13 protein-coding genes are annotated in these 14,321 nt (G+C 63.5%); 12 read left to right on the forward strand and 1 reads right to left on the reverse strand.

Translation table 11 applies throughout. The annotated features are described in order from the left end of the window. Window positions 1–37 precede the first annotated feature (37 nt). From AC07VU_RS07320 to AC07VU_RS07330, 3 genes are read left to right on the forward strand one after another with little or no spacing between them, the layout of a single operon-like run. Window positions 38–1,063, forward strand: coding sequence for an aminoglycoside phosphotransferase family protein (locus AC07VU_RS07320; RefSeq protein WP_457275083.1), 1,026 nt, complete (start codon window positions 38–40; stop codon window positions 1,061–1,063). Then, entirely contained in the window at window positions 1,060–1,731 is a 672-nt protein-coding gene (gene murU / locus AC07VU_RS07325) for an N-acetylmuramate alpha-1-phosphate uridylyltransferase MurU (protein WP_495029657.1), read from the forward strand. Before AC07VU_RS07320 ends, murU begins: the two co-directional genes overlap by 4 nt. Window position 1,732: 1 nt before the next feature. Beyond that, window positions 1,733–2,500 (forward strand): TerB family tellurite resistance protein, encoded by a 768-nt coding sequence (locus tag AC07VU_RS07330; RefSeq protein ID WP_053262871.1) that lies wholly within the window; start codon window positions 1,733–1,735, stop codon window positions 2,498–2,500. An 80-nt stretch (window positions 2,501–2,580) separates the two neighbouring features. On the opposite strand, the gene AC07VU_RS07335 is transcribed toward AC07VU_RS07330, so the two are convergent. Then, window positions 2,581–3,579: an alpha/beta hydrolase family protein gene (locus AC07VU_RS07335; protein ID WP_495029658.1), complete on the reverse strand. Its 999-nt coding sequence runs from the start codon at window positions 3,577–3,579 to the stop codon at window positions 2,581–2,583. Between the two features lie 74 nt (window positions 3,580–3,653). On the opposite strand from AC07VU_RS07335, the gene AC07VU_RS07340 reads away from it, so the two are divergent. The 9 genes from AC07VU_RS07340 to AC07VU_RS07380 all read left to right on the forward strand — a co-directional run bounded on the left by AC07VU_RS07340 (window position 3,654) and on the right by AC07VU_RS07380 (window position 14,268). Further along, the gene (locus tag AC07VU_RS07340) at window positions 3,654–6,047 is read left to right on the forward strand and encodes a PAS domain-containing sensor histidine kinase (protein WP_495029659.1); all 2,394 of its coding nucleotides are present in this window, start codon (window positions 3,654–3,656) and stop codon (window positions 6,045–6,047) included. Between the two features lie 55 nt (window positions 6,048–6,102). Further along, complete coding sequence (locus tag AC07VU_RS07345; RefSeq protein ID WP_007926150.1) at window positions 6,103–6,732, forward strand: response regulator; 630 nt, start codon at window positions 6,103–6,105, stop codon at window positions 6,730–6,732. Between the two features lie 318 nt (window positions 6,733–7,050). Beyond that, on the forward strand, window positions 7,051–8,175 hold the full coding sequence (locus AC07VU_RS07350; protein WP_087089362.1) for an ABC transporter ATP-binding protein: 1,125 nt from the start codon (window positions 7,051–7,053) through the stop codon (window positions 8,173–8,175). 44 nt (window positions 8,176–8,219) lie between these two features. Next, window positions 8,220–9,263, forward strand: coding sequence for an ABC transporter substrate-binding protein (locus tag AC07VU_RS07355; protein ID WP_007926152.1), 1,044 nt, complete (start codon window positions 8,220–8,222; stop codon window positions 9,261–9,263). Between the two features lie 68 nt (window positions 9,264–9,331). Further along, a complete protein-coding gene (locus AC07VU_RS07360) occupies window positions 9,332–10,579 on the forward strand; it encodes an ABC transporter permease (RefSeq protein WP_495029660.1) in 1,248 nt (415 codons plus the stop codon). 13 nt (window positions 10,580–10,592) lie between these two features. Next, window positions 10,593–11,417: an ABC transporter permease gene (locus AC07VU_RS07365; protein WP_007926154.1), complete on the forward strand. Its 825-nt coding sequence runs from the start codon at window positions 10,593–10,595 to the stop codon at window positions 11,415–11,417. A 133-nt stretch (window positions 11,418–11,550) separates the two neighbouring features. Next, entirely contained in the window at window positions 11,551–12,699 is a 1,149-nt protein-coding gene (locus tag AC07VU_RS07370; RefSeq protein ID WP_495029661.1) for an iron-containing alcohol dehydrogenase, read from the forward strand. Between the two features lie 79 nt (window positions 12,700–12,778). Continuing rightward, window positions 12,779–13,453, forward strand: coding sequence for a ribulose-phosphate 3-epimerase (gene rpe / locus AC07VU_RS07375; RefSeq protein ID WP_007926156.1), 675 nt, complete (start codon window positions 12,779–12,781; stop codon window positions 13,451–13,453). Continuing rightward, window positions 13,450–14,268 carry a phosphoglycolate phosphatase gene (locus AC07VU_RS07380; protein ID WP_007926157.1) on the forward strand — a complete coding sequence of 273 codons (819 nt, stop codon included), beginning with the start codon at window positions 13,450–13,452 and terminating at the stop codon, window positions 14,266–14,268. Before rpe ends, AC07VU_RS07380 begins: the two co-directional genes overlap by 4 nt. Window positions 14,269–14,321: the final 53 nt, after the last annotated feature.

Below are 14,321 nucleotides of genomic sequence, written 5' to 3' on the forward strand. Positions count from 1 at the left end.
ACCCGCTTGACGGCTAGCGCCGTCGGAGACCCTTGCAATGCCTGACCAAGATGTACGCTTGCAACACCTGAAAGTTTGGCTCGATGAACAGTTGTCGATTGTTTATGCCTCCAACGGATGGGGCCCCGTGCCCCCGGCCACATTGACCGCGGCCAGCAGCGACGCGAGTTTCCGGCGGTATTTCCGCTGGGAAGGCGAAGGCCGCAGCTTTGTTGTGATGGATGCTCCGCCGCCGCAGGAAAACTGCAAACCCTTCGTGGATATCGCCCATCTGTTGGCAAAATCCGCAACCAATGTGCCGAAAATTTATGCAGAAGATTTGCCGCGCGGCTTTCTTTTGCTCAATGACCTGGGCAACAAAACCTATCTGGACGTGATCGACGGCGAAAATGCCGACGCCCTGTTCAAGGATGCACTGCAAACCTTGCTGGCTTTCCAGCAATTGCCGATGGATGCGCCGTTGCCCAGTTATGACGTCGCTTTGCTGCGCCGTGAACTGGAACTGTTCCCCGAGTGGTACGTGGGGCGCGAGCTGGGCGTCGAGCTGAATGAGCGCCAGCGCGGCCAATGGCAGCGGGTCAGCGAGCTGTTGATCGAAAGCGCCCTGGCCCAGCCCAAGGTGCTGGTGCATCGTGACTATATGCCGCGCAACCTGATGCTCAGCGAACCCAATCCGGGCGTGCTGGATTTCCAGGACGCGGTCTATGGCCCGGTGACCTATGACGTCACCTGCCTGTTCAAGGATGCTTTTCTCAGCTGGCCCGAAGCGCGGGTGCGCGGCTGGCTGGAGGACTACTGGCAGCAAGCGTCCCGGCTCGGTATCGCGGTACAACCCGATTTCGAGGATTTCCTGCGCGCCAGCGACCTGATGGGCGTGCAACGCCATCTCAAGGTGATCGGGATCTTCGCGCGGATCTGCCACCGCGACGGCAAGCCCCGTTACCTGGGCGACGTGCCGCGTTTCTTCGCTTATATAGAGGCCGTCCTGGCTCGTCGGCCAGAGCTGGCGGAGTTGGGTGAACTGTTGGCCAGCCTGCGTCAATCGGTCGGAGCCTGTGTATGAAGGCAATGATTCTGGCCGCGGGCAAGGGCGAACGGATGCGCCCCTTGACCCTGACCACGCCCAAGCCATTGATCCGCGCCGCCGGTGTGCCGCTGATCGAGTACCACCTGCGAGCACTGGCCCGGGCGGGCTTTACCGAAGTCGTCATCAACCACGCCTGGCTGGGGCAGCAGATCGAAGATCATCTGGGCGATGGCTCGCGCTTCGGCCTGAGCATCCGCTATTCGCCAGAGGGCGAGCCGCTGGAAACCGGCGGCGGTATTTTCCGCGCCTTGCCCTTGCTGGGCGACGAGCCCTTTGTGGTGGTCAATGGCGATGTCTGGACCGATTACGATTTCCGCTGGTTGAACCGTCCGCTGGATGCGTTGGCGCATCTGGTGCTGGTGGATAACCCGGCTCACCACACCGCCGGGGATTTCATCCTCAGCGATGCCCGGGTGCGAGACGCCGAGCCGGGCGCGCAGACCCTGACCTACAGCGGCATCGCGGTATTGCACCCGGACCTGTTCCAGGGCTGCACACCGGGCGCGTTCAAGCTGGCGCCCCTGCTACGCAAGGCCATGGCCGATGGACAGGTCAGCGGCGAGCGTTTGCAGGGACACTGGGTCGATGTCGGCACCCATGAGCGTCTGGCGGAAGTCGAAACCTTGTTAGAAGCGAGCCGTTGATATGTTGTGGCCAGGGACTCTGATCGGAGCCGGGGCTGGCTTTGCCATAGCCAGTATTCCGGGGGCCATGCTGGGAGCGTTGCTGGGACAGGCGCTGGACCGGCGTTTGCAATTGCATAGCTGGGCCCAGGTGCGTGAGCGTCTGGGCGGTCGACCGGCGCTGCGCAACGATGAACTGCTGTTCGTGCTCTTGGGGCGGCTGGCGAAAAGCGATGGCCGGGTGGTCGATGGGCATATCCAGCAGGCGCGTCTGGAAATGCGTTCGCTGGACATGAGCGAAGCCGCGCAGCGCCGCGCCATTGCCGCGTTCAATCGGGGCAAGTCGGGTAACGATCGGCTACGGGGCTACCTGCGACGCCTGGCGACGCAGCCTCATGCTGCCGAGGGTGTGTTGCGCGCTTGCTGGCGGATGGTCTGGGCCGATGGCCGGGCCAGCCCCTCCGAGCGCGAGCTGATCCAGCTTTGGGGCAAGTGGCTGGGCTGGACTGTGCAGCAGGTGCAGGCGTTGGCGGCGGACTATGAGCCGAGCAAAAAGCCGTTGGCCAACAGCAGTGGCACCTATCAGGACGCGTTGCGCCTGCTCGGTGTCTCGGCGACCAGCGAGCCGTCGCAGATCAAGCGCGCCTACCGGCGCCTGCTCAGTCGCCATCACCCGGACAAGATTGCCGGCAGCGGCGCAAGCCCCTTGCAGGTGCGTGAAGCCACGGAGAAAACTCGCGAGCTGCACAGCGCTTACGCACTGATCCGCGAGCGTCGGGACTTTCGTTAGAGAGACTCGCTAGAGGGAAATGCCCCACGCCCGGCCCCGCACCTTGCCAAAAACAGGAGCGGGACCGGGCGCGGCGGGATTCAGTCTTGCGCGGGTTGCGGGCTCAGCCAGCCGCGTACGCGTCTAAACAGCTGCTCGTTTTCAGCCGTGCTGTTGCCCGGCAGGGCATTGAGCGAGACCTGGGTGAAGTTGGCATTCTTCAGGCGCTTGCTCGCCTGCAGGCGTTCCAGGGCGTTCTTGCGAGCCTGTGCGTTGTCCTTGTAGAAAAAATCGGCGGTCGCCAGCTTCAGGGTCGGCGTCAGTTCCGCCAGCCCGGGGTTGCCGATGGACGGGGTCTGGGCAGCCACCAGCACCAGCTTTTGAATCTCCGGTGGTTGTTTTTCGCTCAGGTAGCGCGTGGCCCAGTAGGCGCCGCTGCCATGACCCAGCAACACAATGCTGCGGGCGTTCTGCTGCTGGGCGTAGGTCACCGCGGCGTCGATACGGGCAAAAATCCGCTCGGCGTCGGCCTTGGCCTGTTCTTCGCTACTCTCCACCACCGCGCGATCGGCGATCTCGGCTTCGCCACCGGCGGCCTGTTCGATCGGTTTGGGCGCTGCCGTGGCGGCATCTTTGCTGCTAGTGTCGGCGGTCGCGGGCGCAGGTTCGGCCTCGACGATGCGGGGTTGCGCCGCATCGCTTTGCAGGTCGGGCAAGGTCAGGCTCAGGCTGCTCCAGTCGGCATCCGGCAATCTGTTGCGCAAAGGGCCGATTGCCTGAGGCCAGTCAGCGGTTTCGCCAGCGCCCGGGATGATGATCACCGCGCCTTTGGGGTCGCTGGTGTTGGCGGGTTTCCACAGGGCCAGAAAGCTCTCGCTGCCGGCTTGCAGTGACTGTTGTTCGCTGGATGGCAGGACTCGTTCGAGGGCCGTTGCATCTTCCTGGCTACGCTCAAGGAGCGGCTGGCGTTCGGCCGGTTTTTCCGCGGCAGGCTGTTCTGCCGGGGCGGCTTGCGGATCGGCGGCCTCGACCGAAAAGGCACAAGGCAGGATCAGCGACAGGCACAATGCGGGCAGTGCCGTGCGGTGGACAAGGGACATCGGTTATTCCAGGCCAGAAGTAATCCCGGCAGCCTAATGGGTTGGTCAGTATTTGTCAGTGTGTGAGACTTCAGATGATGCGTTTTCGCTGCCTGTTGGTTATCGGCTGTATCTGCCTTCCCTTGATGGCACGGGCGGTGCCTGCGCCACATATCGCCCAGGCGCAGTGGAGCCCCGCGCAACAGCAGTGGCTGGAGCAGCACCGGGAATTGCGGGTCGGCGTGGTGCTCCAGGCTCCCTATGCCCAGTACGACCGACGGCTGCAACGCTTGTCCGGCGCCAATATCGAACTGATGCAGTGGCTGGCCCAGGCGATGAAGGTCGAGCTGAGCTGGCGCAACTTTGCCGATCAGGCGCAACTGGAAGCGGCGGTGCGTGCCGGTGAAGTGGATATGGCCCCGGGCCTGAGCCAGACCCCGGCCGGCCTGCGGCTCTGGCAGTTTTCCGATCCCTATATGCGCGTGCCGCAACTGGTGGTCGGCGAGCAGAAGGGCGCCGGCGCGGTGGAGCTGGAAAAGCTCGACAGCCAGACCCGCGTGGCGGTGCGCATGCCCAGTGCGGTGGCGGACTACCTGCGGGCGACCTATTCCAACCTCAATCTGCAGGGTGTGCCCCTGGAGCGCCAGGCCCTGCAATTGCTGCTCAGCCAGCAGGCGCGTTATGCGGTGATCGATGAAGCACAGCTCAGTCGTTTGTCGGCGGAGCCGGAGTTCGCCGGCCTGGCGGTGGTGGGCGATATCGGCCTGCCGCAACTGTTGCGGGTGGCGACCCGGCGCGATTGGCCCGAGCTGGCGGACATCGTGCAACGCGCCTTGCACGGTATCGCCGCCAAGGACCTGGAGCAGCTGCATAATCGCTGGCTGCAGCCCAAGTATCCGCGGCTGAGCGAGTCCCGCGGTTTCTGGCAGAACCTCAGCCTGCTGCTGGCCGTGCTGCTGTTGGCGAGCATGGCCATCGTTATCTGGCAGCGCCGCCAGCAACAGACGCTCGAACAGCGGCTGCTGGCCACCCGCGAGGACCTGGCCCGGCGCGAGGCCAGTGAAGAAGCCTTGCGCCTGACCCAGTTTTCCATCGACCAGAGCACGGTGGGCATTCTGTGGGTCAACTGGGACAGCCATGTGCGCTACGCCAATCGCGCGGCCGAAAGCATGCTGGGCTATGCGCCGGGGGCGGTGGTCGACCGGCCGTTGAGCGACTTCGAACCCAACCTGCACATGGACCGCTGGCTTGGCCTGTGGAAGCGCGCCCGGGCCAGCGAGGACGCGCCGCCCAGCTTCGAGACCCAGTGTGTCCGCGCCGATGGCAGCATCCTGCCGGCCGATGTGTCGCTGAGCTTTCTGCGTTTTCGCGATGGCGAGTACCTGGTGGTTTATCTCACAGACGTCACCGAGCGTCGTCGCGCCCTGGCCGCCCTGCAGGAAAGCGAGGCGCGATTGCAGGGGATCGCCGCCAATGTGCCGGGGCTGGTGTTCCGCCTGGAACGGGCACCGGTGACCGGGCAGATCGATTTCGCCTACATCAGCGAAGGCAGCGAGAGCCTGGTGGGTTATTCCCCGGCGACCCTCAGCCACCGTGACATAGGGCTGCGCAGCCTGGTGCATCCTGAGGATCGGGCCAGTTATCACCAGACCCAGGATCATGCCCTGGACACCGACAGCGACTGGTCCTGGCAGGGGCGGATCCTGACCCGGCAGGGCGAACAGCGCTGGGCGGAAATCAAGGCCATCACTCGCCAGCTCGAGGATGGCGCCTATGTCTGGGACGGCATCGTCTGGGACATCAGCGAAAGCAAGCGCATCGAACTGGAGCTGGCCAGTTCGCGGGAGCAACTGCGCGAGTTGTCGGCGCACCTGGAAAGCGTGCGCGAAGAGGAAAAGGCGCGCATCGCCCGGGAAGTGCACGACGAGTTGGGGCAGATGCTCACGGTGCTCAAGCTGGAGACCTCGATGTGCGAGCTGGCCTACGCGCAGCTCGATCCGGGGCTGCACGAACGCCTGAACAGCATGAAGCGCCTGATCGCCCAGTTGTTCCAGTTGGTGCGCGATGTGGCCACGGCCTTGCGCCCGCCGATTCTCGATGCCGGCATCGCCTCGGCTATCGAGTGGCAGGCGCGGCGTTTCGAGGCGCGCACACAGATTCCTTGCCTGGTGCAGGTGCCCGACAATCTGCCGGTGCTCAGCGATGCCAAGGCCATCGGTCTGTTCCGCATCCTCCAGGAGGCGCTGACTAACGTGATGCGCCATGCACAGGCGCATACTGTCGAGCTGACCCTGAGCCTCGAGCAGAACCAACTGTGTATGACCATCAGCGACGACGGGCAGGGTTTCGTGGTCGAGACCGGGCGGCCGACGTCCTTCGGTCTGGTGGGCATGCGCGAGCGGGTGCTGATCATGGGCGGTAGCCTGAGCCTGGACAGTCAGCTGGGCGAGGGCACCACCCTGAGCGTGACTGTGCCGCTGGACCTGTAGGCGCGAGCAGATTCACTGCTGCAGAGATCATTACCAATAAGAAGAGGTACGAGCTGTGATCCGTGTACTGGTAGCCGAAGACCACACCATCGTTCGCGAAGGCATCAAGCAGTTGATCGGCCTGGCCAAGGACCTGACGGTGGTGGGGGAGGCGAGCAATGGCGAGCAGCTATTGGAAACCCTGCGCCATGTGCCTTGCGAGGTGGTGCTGTTGGATATTTCCATGCCTGGCGTCAACGGCCTGGAGGCGATCCCGCGGATCCGCGCGCTGAACAATCCGCCGGCGATCCTGGTGCTGTCGATGCACGACGAAGCGCAGATGGCGGCCCGGGCGCTGAAGGTGGGGGCGGCCGGTTATGCCACCAAGGACAGCGACCCGGCGCTGCTGCTGACGGCGATCCGCAAGGTGGCGGCGGGCGGGCGTTATATCGACCCGGAGCTGGCCGACCGGATGGTCTTCGAAGTCGGCCTGACGGACACCCGGCCCCTGCATTCCTTGCTGTCGGAGCGCGAGTTTTCCGTGTTCGAACGGCTGGCCCAGGGTGCCAACGTCAACGATATCGCCCAACAGCTGGCCTTGAGCAGCAAGACCATCAGTACCCACAAGGCGCGGCTGATGCAGAAGCTCAACATCACCTCCCTGGCCGAGCTGGTGAAGTACGCGATGGAGCACAAGCTGCTCTGAATGGATCTGTAGCCGCTGCCGCAGGCTGCGATAGGTCCGCAGGGCCTCGACGGACTCAAGACCGCAGGCGTCCCTTCGGGCCGATCGCAGCCTGCGGCAGCGGCTACACGTACCTATTTGCGACACGAAAACCGGCTTATGGCCATGATCCTCGCCGGGCTTGTGCCGGGACTTGTCCAATCGCGCCATCTTTGTAGGGGGATTCCTACAAGGAACCTTCCATCCGGCTGAGGCCAATCTCTCATACCCCCCGATTTGCGCGGCTTGTGGGCTCCACTAGGCTTAGTCCACAGCCGTCAAAAAACAAAAGGTGTGGGTATGAGCGAGGTCGATTCAAGCGCTGGGACGAGTGATGTACTGGTCAGTTTTCGTGGTGTGCAAAAGAGCTACGACGGCGAAAACCTGATCGTCAAAGACCTCAACCTGGAAATTCGCAAAGGCGAGTTCCTTACCCTGCTCGGGCCATCCGGCTCCGGCAAGACCACCAGCCTGATGATGCTGGCCGGCTTCGAGACCCCGACCGCCGGGGAGATCCAGCTGGCCGGGCGGGCGATCAACAACGTGCCGCCGCACAAGCGCGATATCGGCATGGTGTTCCAGAACTATGCGTTGTTCCCGCACATGACCGTGGCCGAGAACCTGGCATTCCCGCTGTCGGTGCGCGGCCTGAGCAAGACCGATATCAGCGAGCGGGTCAAACGCGTGCTGAGCATGGTCCAGCTTGAATCCTTCGCCCAGCGTTATCCGGCGCAACTGTCCGGTGGCCAGCAGCAGCGGGTGGCCCTGGCCCGGGCGCTGGTGTTCGAGCCGCAGCTGGTGCTGATGGACGAACCCCTCGGCGCGCTGGACAAACAGCTGCGCGAACACATGCAGATGGAAATCAAGCACCTGCACCAACGTCTCGGCGTGACCGTGGTCTACGTGACCCACGACCAGGGCGAAGCCCTGACCATGTCCGACCGGGTCGCAGTGTTCCACCAGGGCGAGATCCAGCAGATCGCCCCGCCTCGGACCCTTTACGAAGAGCCGAAGAACACCTTCGTCGCCAACTTCATCGGCGAGAACAACCGCCTCAACGGCCGCCTGCACAGCCACAGCGGTGACCGCTGTGTGGTCGAGCTGGGGCGCGGCGAGAAGGTCGAGGCGCTGGCGGTCAACGTCGGCAAGACCGGCGAGCCGGTGACCCTGTCGATTCGTCCGGAGCGCGTGAGCCTCAACGGCTCCAGCGAAAGCTGTGTCAACCGCTTCTCAGGGAGGGTGGCGGAATTCATCTATCTGGGCGACCACGTCCGGGTTCGCCTGGAAGTCTGTGGCAAGACCGACTTCTTCGTGAAACAGCCGATTGCCGAGCTCGATCCGGAGCTGGCGGTGGGCGATGTGGTTCCGCTTGGCTGGCAGGTCGAGCACGTTCGCGCGCTCGACCCACTTCTAGAGGCGCATTGATCGCCCCCTTGCTTCACCAACCCTGCACGTGGAGAGAACAATAAATGTTGAGATCCCTGAAATTCACCGCTTTGACATTGGGCCTGATGGGCGCATCGCACGCGATGGCGGCGGGCCCGGACCTGACCGTGGTGTCCTTTGGCGGGGCGAACAAGGCGGCCCAGGTCAAGGCCTTCTATGCCCCGTGGGAAGCCGCGGGCAATGGCAAGATCGTCGCTGGCGAATACAACGGTGAGATGGCCAAGGTCAAAGCCATGGTCGACACCAAGAGCGTGTCCTGGGACCTGGTGGAAGTCGAGTCGCCGGAGCTGTCCCGCGGTTGCGACGAAGACATGTTCGAGCAGCTCGACCCCGAGCTGTTCGGCAAGCCCGAGGACTACGTCAAGGGCGCGATCCAGCCTTGTGGCGTGGGTTTCTTCGTCTGGTCGACCGTCCTGGCCTATAACGCCGACAAGCTGAAGACCGCGCCGACCAGTTGGGCGGATTTCTGGGACACCCAGAAATTCCCGGGCAAGCGCGGCCTGCGCAAGGGCGCCAAGTACACCCTGGAATTCGCCCTGATGGCCGACGGCGTCGCGCCCAAGGATGTGTACAAGGTGCTGGCCGGCAAGGACGGCCAGGATCGTGCCTTCAAGAAGCTCGATGAACTCAAGCCGAGCATCCAGTGGTGGGAAGCCGGCGCCCAGCCGCCGCAGTACCTGGCTTCCGGTGACGTGGTCATGAGTTCGGCCTACAACGGCCGGATCGCCGCGGTACAGAAGGAAAGCAACCTGAAAGTCGTGTGGAATGGCGGTATCTACGACTTCGACGCCTGGGCCATTCCGAAAGGCTTGGACAAGACCCGCGCTGAAGCGGCGAAGAAATTCATCGCCTTCTCGGTGCAGCCGCAGCAGCAGAAGACCTACTCGGAAAACATCGCCTACGGTCCGGCCAATACCCAGGCGGTTCCGCTGCTGGCCAAGGACATCCTGAAAGACATGCCGACCACCCCGGAAAACATCGCCAACCAGGTGCAGATCGACGTCAGCTTCTGGGCTGACAACGGTGAGCAACTGGAACAGCGTTTCAACTCGTGGGCGGCCAAGTAAGGCGTCATGCATGGGCGGCGTCACCCGCGGGTGACGCCGTTACCGTTTAAAGATTTGCGGAGTTCGTCATGGCCATTAGCGTTCCCCTGAACGAGGTCACCAGCCCCAGCCTCAAGCAGCGCCTGGCGCGTGCCGAGCGGGTCAACCGCTGGAAAGCGCAAGCGTTGATCGCGCCGCTGGTGCTGTTCCTGCTGCTGGTGTTTCTCGTGCCTATCGCCGCGCTGCTGTACAAGAGCGTCGGTAACCCGGAAGTGGTCGAAGGCATGCCGCGCACCGTGGTCGCCGTGGCCGGTTGGGACGGACGCGGCCTGCCGGCCGAGTCGGTGTACAAGGCGCTGAGCGAGGATTTGGCCGAAGCGCGCAAGCAGCAAACCCTGGGCGATCTGTCCAAGCGACTGAACATGGAATTGGCCGGCTATCGCAGCCTGCTGACCAAAACCGCCCGGGCCCTGCCGTTCAAGGAGGAACCGGCTTCCTATAAAGAAGCGCTGGAGGCCATCGACGAGCGTTGGGGCGACCCGGCCTACTGGCAGGCGGTACGCCGCAACACCAGCAACCTGACGCCGTTCTACCTGTTGGCCGCCGTCGACCATCGGATCGACGACCTGGGGGAGATCGCCCCGGCGACTCCTGACCAGGCCATCTACCTGGATATCTTCGCCCGGACTTTCTGGATGGGCCTGGTGATTACCGGTATCTGCCTGGTGCTGGCCTATCCTCTGGCTTACCTGCTGGCCAACCTGCCGGCGCGCCAGAGTAACCTGCTGATGATTCTGGTGCTGCTGCCGTTCTGGACTTCGATCCTGGTGCGCGTGGCGGCGTGGATCGTGCTGCTGCAATCGGGCGGCCTGATCAACAGCGCGCTGATGGCCATGGGTGTGATCGACAAGCCGCTGGAACTGGTGTTCAACCGCACCGGGGTCTACATCTCCATGGTGCACATCTTGCTGCCGTTCATGATCCTGCCGATCTACAGCGTGATGAAAGGCATCTCGCCGACCTATATGCGTGCGGCGATTTCCCTCGGCTGCCACCCGTTCGCCAGCTTCTGGCGGGTGTATTTCCCGCAGACCTATGCCGGCGTCGGCGCCGGTTGCCTGCTGGTGTTCATCCTCGCCATCGGCTACTACATCACCCCGGCGTTGCTGGGCAGCCCGAACGACCAGATGGTCAGCTACTTCGTCGCCTTCTACACCAACACCAGCATCAACTGGGGCATGGCGACCGCGCTGGGCGGCCTGCTGCTGTTGGCGACCATCGTGCTGTATCTGATTTACAGCTGGCTGGTGGGCGCCAGTCGCCTGCGCCTGAGCTAAGGAGAGAATCGAAATGCTGAGCCCTTACATGTCGCCCGTCGAGCGGGTCTGGTTCTACAGCTTGCGGATTCTCTGCGGCGTGATCCTGTTGTTCCTGATCCTGCCGGTGCTGGTGATCATTCCGCTGTCGTTCAACTCGGGCAGCTTCCTGGTGTACCCGCTGCAAGGCTTCTCGCTGCAGTGGTATCACGACTTCTTCGGCTCGGCGGAATGGATGCGCGCCCTGAAGAACAGCATCATCGTCGCCCCGGCGGCCACGGTACTGGCGATGGTCTTCGGCACGCTGGCGGCCATCGGCCTGACCCGCGGCGACTTCCCCGGCAAGGCGCTGGTGATGGCGCTGGTGATTTCGCCGATGGTGGTGCCGGTGGTGATCATCGGCGTGGCCAGCTACCTGTTCTTCGCGCCCCTGGGCATGGGCAACAGCTTCTTCTCGCTGATCATTGTCCACGCCGTGCTGGGCGTGCCGTTCGTGATCATCACGGTCTCGGCCACCTTGCAGGGCTTCAACCAGAACCTGGTGCGGGCCGCGGCCAGCCTTGGCGCTTCGCCGCTGACGGCGTTCCGCCGGGTGACCCTGCCGTTGATCGCGCCGGGGGTGATCAGCGGCGCGCTGTTCGCCTTTGCTACCTCGTTCGATGAAGTGGTGGTCACGCTGTTCCTCGCCGGTCCCGAGCAAGCCACCTTGCCCCGGCAGATGTTCAGCGGTATCCGCGAAAACCTCAGCCCGACCATCGCCGCCGCGGCGACACTGCTGATCGCCTTCTCGGTGATCCTGCTGCTGACCCTGGAGTGGCTGCGTGGCCGCAGCGAAAAACTGCGTACCGCCCCGGTCTGATCGCCACTGACAGATCGCTCCCGCGTCGGCCGTGGGGGCGATCTGCTCCGGCATTCATCGCTGAAATAGCAGACAACCTGCAATCCCCAGCTACTCTTGTGCCAGCTCCCCCCTATAGTAAGAGGCCGCGCACATGAGTCTTTCCTCTTTCAAAATCGCCCACAAACTGCTCACCGGCTCCGCCGCGATCGAGCAACTGTCCACCGAACTGAGCCGCCTGGATATCGATAACCCGCTGATCGTCACTGATGCCGCGCTGGTCAAGTCCGGTACCGTGGAGCTGGCGCTGGCGCAACTGGGGGGGCGGGATTACGAGATTTTCGACCGGGTGCTGCCCGACCCGGAAATTGCCATCGTCGAAGATTGCATGCAGGTTTACCGCGAGGGCGGGCACGACGGGCTGATCGGCCTGGGCGGCGGCAGCGCCATCGATATCGCCAAAAGCGTCGCGGCCTACGCCGGTTATCACGGGGCGCTGGAAGACCTGTTCGGGATCGACCAGGTACCGCGCAAGGGGCCGCCGCTGATTGCCATTCCCACCACGGCGGGCACTGGCTCCGAAGTCACCAATGTGGCGATTCTCTCGGACAAGGTCGCGCAGCTGAAAAAGGGCATTGTCAGCGATTACCTGTTGCCGGATGTGGCGCTGGTCAGCCCACAGATGACCCTGACCTGCCCGCGCGGTGTGACTGCCGCCAGCGGTGTCGATGCCCTGGTGCATGCCATTGAGTCGTATCTGTCGCTCAACGCCTCGCCCATCACCGACTCCCTGGCCCTTGGCGCCATCAAGCTGATCGCCCAGGCGCTGCCCAAGGCATACGCCAATCCTGCCCACTTGCAGGCCCGCGAAGACATGGCCACCGCCAGCCTGATGGCCGGCATGGCCTTCGGTAACGCCGGGGTCGGCGCGGTGCACGCGCTGGCTTATCCACTGGGCGGGCGCTTCAACATCGCCCATGGTGTCAGCAATGCCTTGCTGCTGCCGTACGTCATGACCTGGAACAAGATGGCCTGTGTCGAGCGCATGCAGGATATCGCCGAGGCCATGGGGGTGAAGACCGCTTGTCTGAGCGCGGCCGAGGCGGCCGACAAGGCGGTCGAGGCCATGACCCAGCTCTGCGCCGCGGTGGAGATTCCCTCGGGGCTGCGCAGCTTCGGGGTGCCGGAGGAGGCCATTCCGTCCATGGCGGTGGAGGCCGCGGGGATCGAGCGCCTGATGCGCAACAACCCGCGCAAACTGAGCCCGGGCGATATAGAGAAGATATATCGCGCAGCTTACTGATCATCGCGGTCACGGTGCGCGCGCCAAAGCATGAGGTATACAATGCGCGCCACCGTGATTCTGCTCAAAAAGGTGCGTCATGCAGCCCTTCGCAATTGCTCCGTCGATCCTCTCCGCCGATTTCGCCCGCCTGGGCGAGGAAGTGGACAATGTTCTCGCCGCTGGCGCCGATATCGTGCACTTCGATGTCATGGACAACCATTACGTACCCAACCTGACCATCGGTCCGATGGTCTGCGCTGCCCTGCGTAAGTACGGCATCACCGCGCCGATCGACGCCCACCTGATGGTGAGCCCGGTGGATCGCATCATTGGCGACTTCATCGAGGCCGGTGCGACTTACATCACCTTCCACCCGGAAGCCACGCTGCACGTCGACCGTTCCCTGCAGATGATCCGCGAAGGCGGCTGCAAGGCTGGCCTGGTGTTCAACCCGGCCACCCCGCTGGACGTGCTCAAGTACGTCATGGACAAGGTCGACATGGTCCTGCTGATGAGCGTCAACCCGGGTTTCGGCGGTCAGAAGTTCATTCCGGGCACCCTCGACAAGCTGCGTGAGGCCCGTGCCCTGATCGACGCTTCCGGTCGCGATATCCGCCTGGAAATCGACGGCGGGGTGAATGTGCACAACATTCGCGAAATCGCTGCCGCGGGCGCCGATACCTTCGTCGCGGGCTCGGCGATCTTCAATGCGCCGAATTACCGGGACGTGATCGAGAAGATGCGCGCCGAACTGGCGCTGGCCCGTCCATGAGCGGTTTCGAGCAGCTGTTCCCGGGGCGTCTGCCGCGGCTGGTGATGTTCGACCTGGATGGCACCCTGGTCGATTCGGTTCCCGACCTCGCGGCGGCCGTGGACGACATGCTGCTCAAACTGGGGCGCCCGCCCGCCGGTATCGAGGCGGTGCGCGAGTGGGTCGGCAACGGCGTGCAGATGCTGGTGCGCCGGGCCCTGGCCAACGACATCGCGGCGCAGGGCGTCGACGATGTCGAGGCTGAGCGCGGGCTGGAGCTGTTCAACAATGCCTATGAGGATGGCCACGAACTGACCGTGGTCTACCCTGGCGTGCGCGACACCCTCAAATGGCTGCACAAGCAGGGTGTGGAAATGGCGCTGATCACCAATAAGCCGGAGCGTTTCGTCGCGCCCTTGCTGGATCAGATGAAGATCGGCCGTTATTTCCGCTGGATCATCGGTGGCGATACCCTGCCGCAGAAGAAACCCGACCCGGCAGCGCTGTTCTTCGTCATGAAAATGGCCAGTATCCCGGCCTCGCAATCATTGTTCGTCGGTGACTCGCGCAGCGACGTGCAGGCGGCGAAAGCCGCGGGTGTGAAGTGCGTGGCATTGAGCTATGGCTACAACCACGGACGGCCGATTGCCGAGGAAATGCCGGCCCTGGTGATCGACGATCTGCGCCAGCTAATTCCCGGTTGCCTGGATCCGGCCGCTGAGATAACGTTGCCCGACGCTGTTCAATCCCCTCCTGGAAACGCCATCGTGGTGGTCACTCGCAAACTCTGGATGAAAGTCATCAAGGCCCTGGCCCGCTGGCGTTGGCGCGCCTGACTTGTTCCTGGCCGGTCTTCCGGCGTGTTTGCATACCTGACTGTCAGAACCTC

Source organism: Pseudomonas sp. GW821-FHT02B10, from assembly GCF_059421865.1.

Bases quoted from the DNA above. Each gene is read 5' to 3' on its own strand.
- AC07VU_RS07320 (WP_457275083.1), top strand. From the start codon at position 38: ATGCCTGACCAAGATGTACGCTTGCAACACCTGAAAGTTTGGCTCGAT.
- murU (WP_495029657.1), top strand. From the start codon at position 1,060: ATGAAGGCAATGATTCTGGCCGCGGGCAAGGGCGAACGGATGCGCCCC.
- AC07VU_RS07330 (WP_053262871.1), top strand. From the start codon at position 1,733: ATGTTGTGGCCAGGGACTCTGATCGGAGCCGGGGCTGGCTTTGCCATA.
- AC07VU_RS07335 (WP_495029658.1), bottom strand. From the start codon at position 3,579: ATGTCCCTTGTCCACCGCACGGCACTGCCCGCATTGTGCCTGTCGCTG.
- AC07VU_RS07340 (WP_495029659.1), top strand. From the start codon at position 3,654: ATGATGCGTTTTCGCTGCCTGTTGGTTATCGGCTGTATCTGCCTTCCC.
- AC07VU_RS07350 (WP_087089362.1), top strand. From the start codon at position 7,051: ATGAGCGAGGTCGATTCAAGCGCTGGGACGAGTGATGTACTGGTCAGT.
- AC07VU_RS07355 (WP_007926152.1), top strand. From the start codon at position 8,220: ATGTTGAGATCCCTGAAATTCACCGCTTTGACATTGGGCCTGATGGGC.
- AC07VU_RS07360 (WP_495029660.1), top strand. From the start codon at position 9,332: ATGGCCATTAGCGTTCCCCTGAACGAGGTCACCAGCCCCAGCCTCAAG.
- AC07VU_RS07365 (WP_007926154.1), top strand. From the start codon at position 10,593: ATGCTGAGCCCTTACATGTCGCCCGTCGAGCGGGTCTGGTTCTACAGC.
- AC07VU_RS07370 (WP_495029661.1), top strand. From the start codon at position 11,551: ATGAGTCTTTCCTCTTTCAAAATCGCCCACAAACTGCTCACCGGCTCC.
- rpe (WP_007926156.1), top strand. From the start codon at position 12,779: ATGCAGCCCTTCGCAATTGCTCCGTCGATCCTCTCCGCCGATTTCGCC.
- AC07VU_RS07380 (WP_007926157.1), top strand. From the start codon at position 13,450: ATGAGCGGTTTCGAGCAGCTGTTCCCGGGGCGTCTGCCGCGGCTGGTG.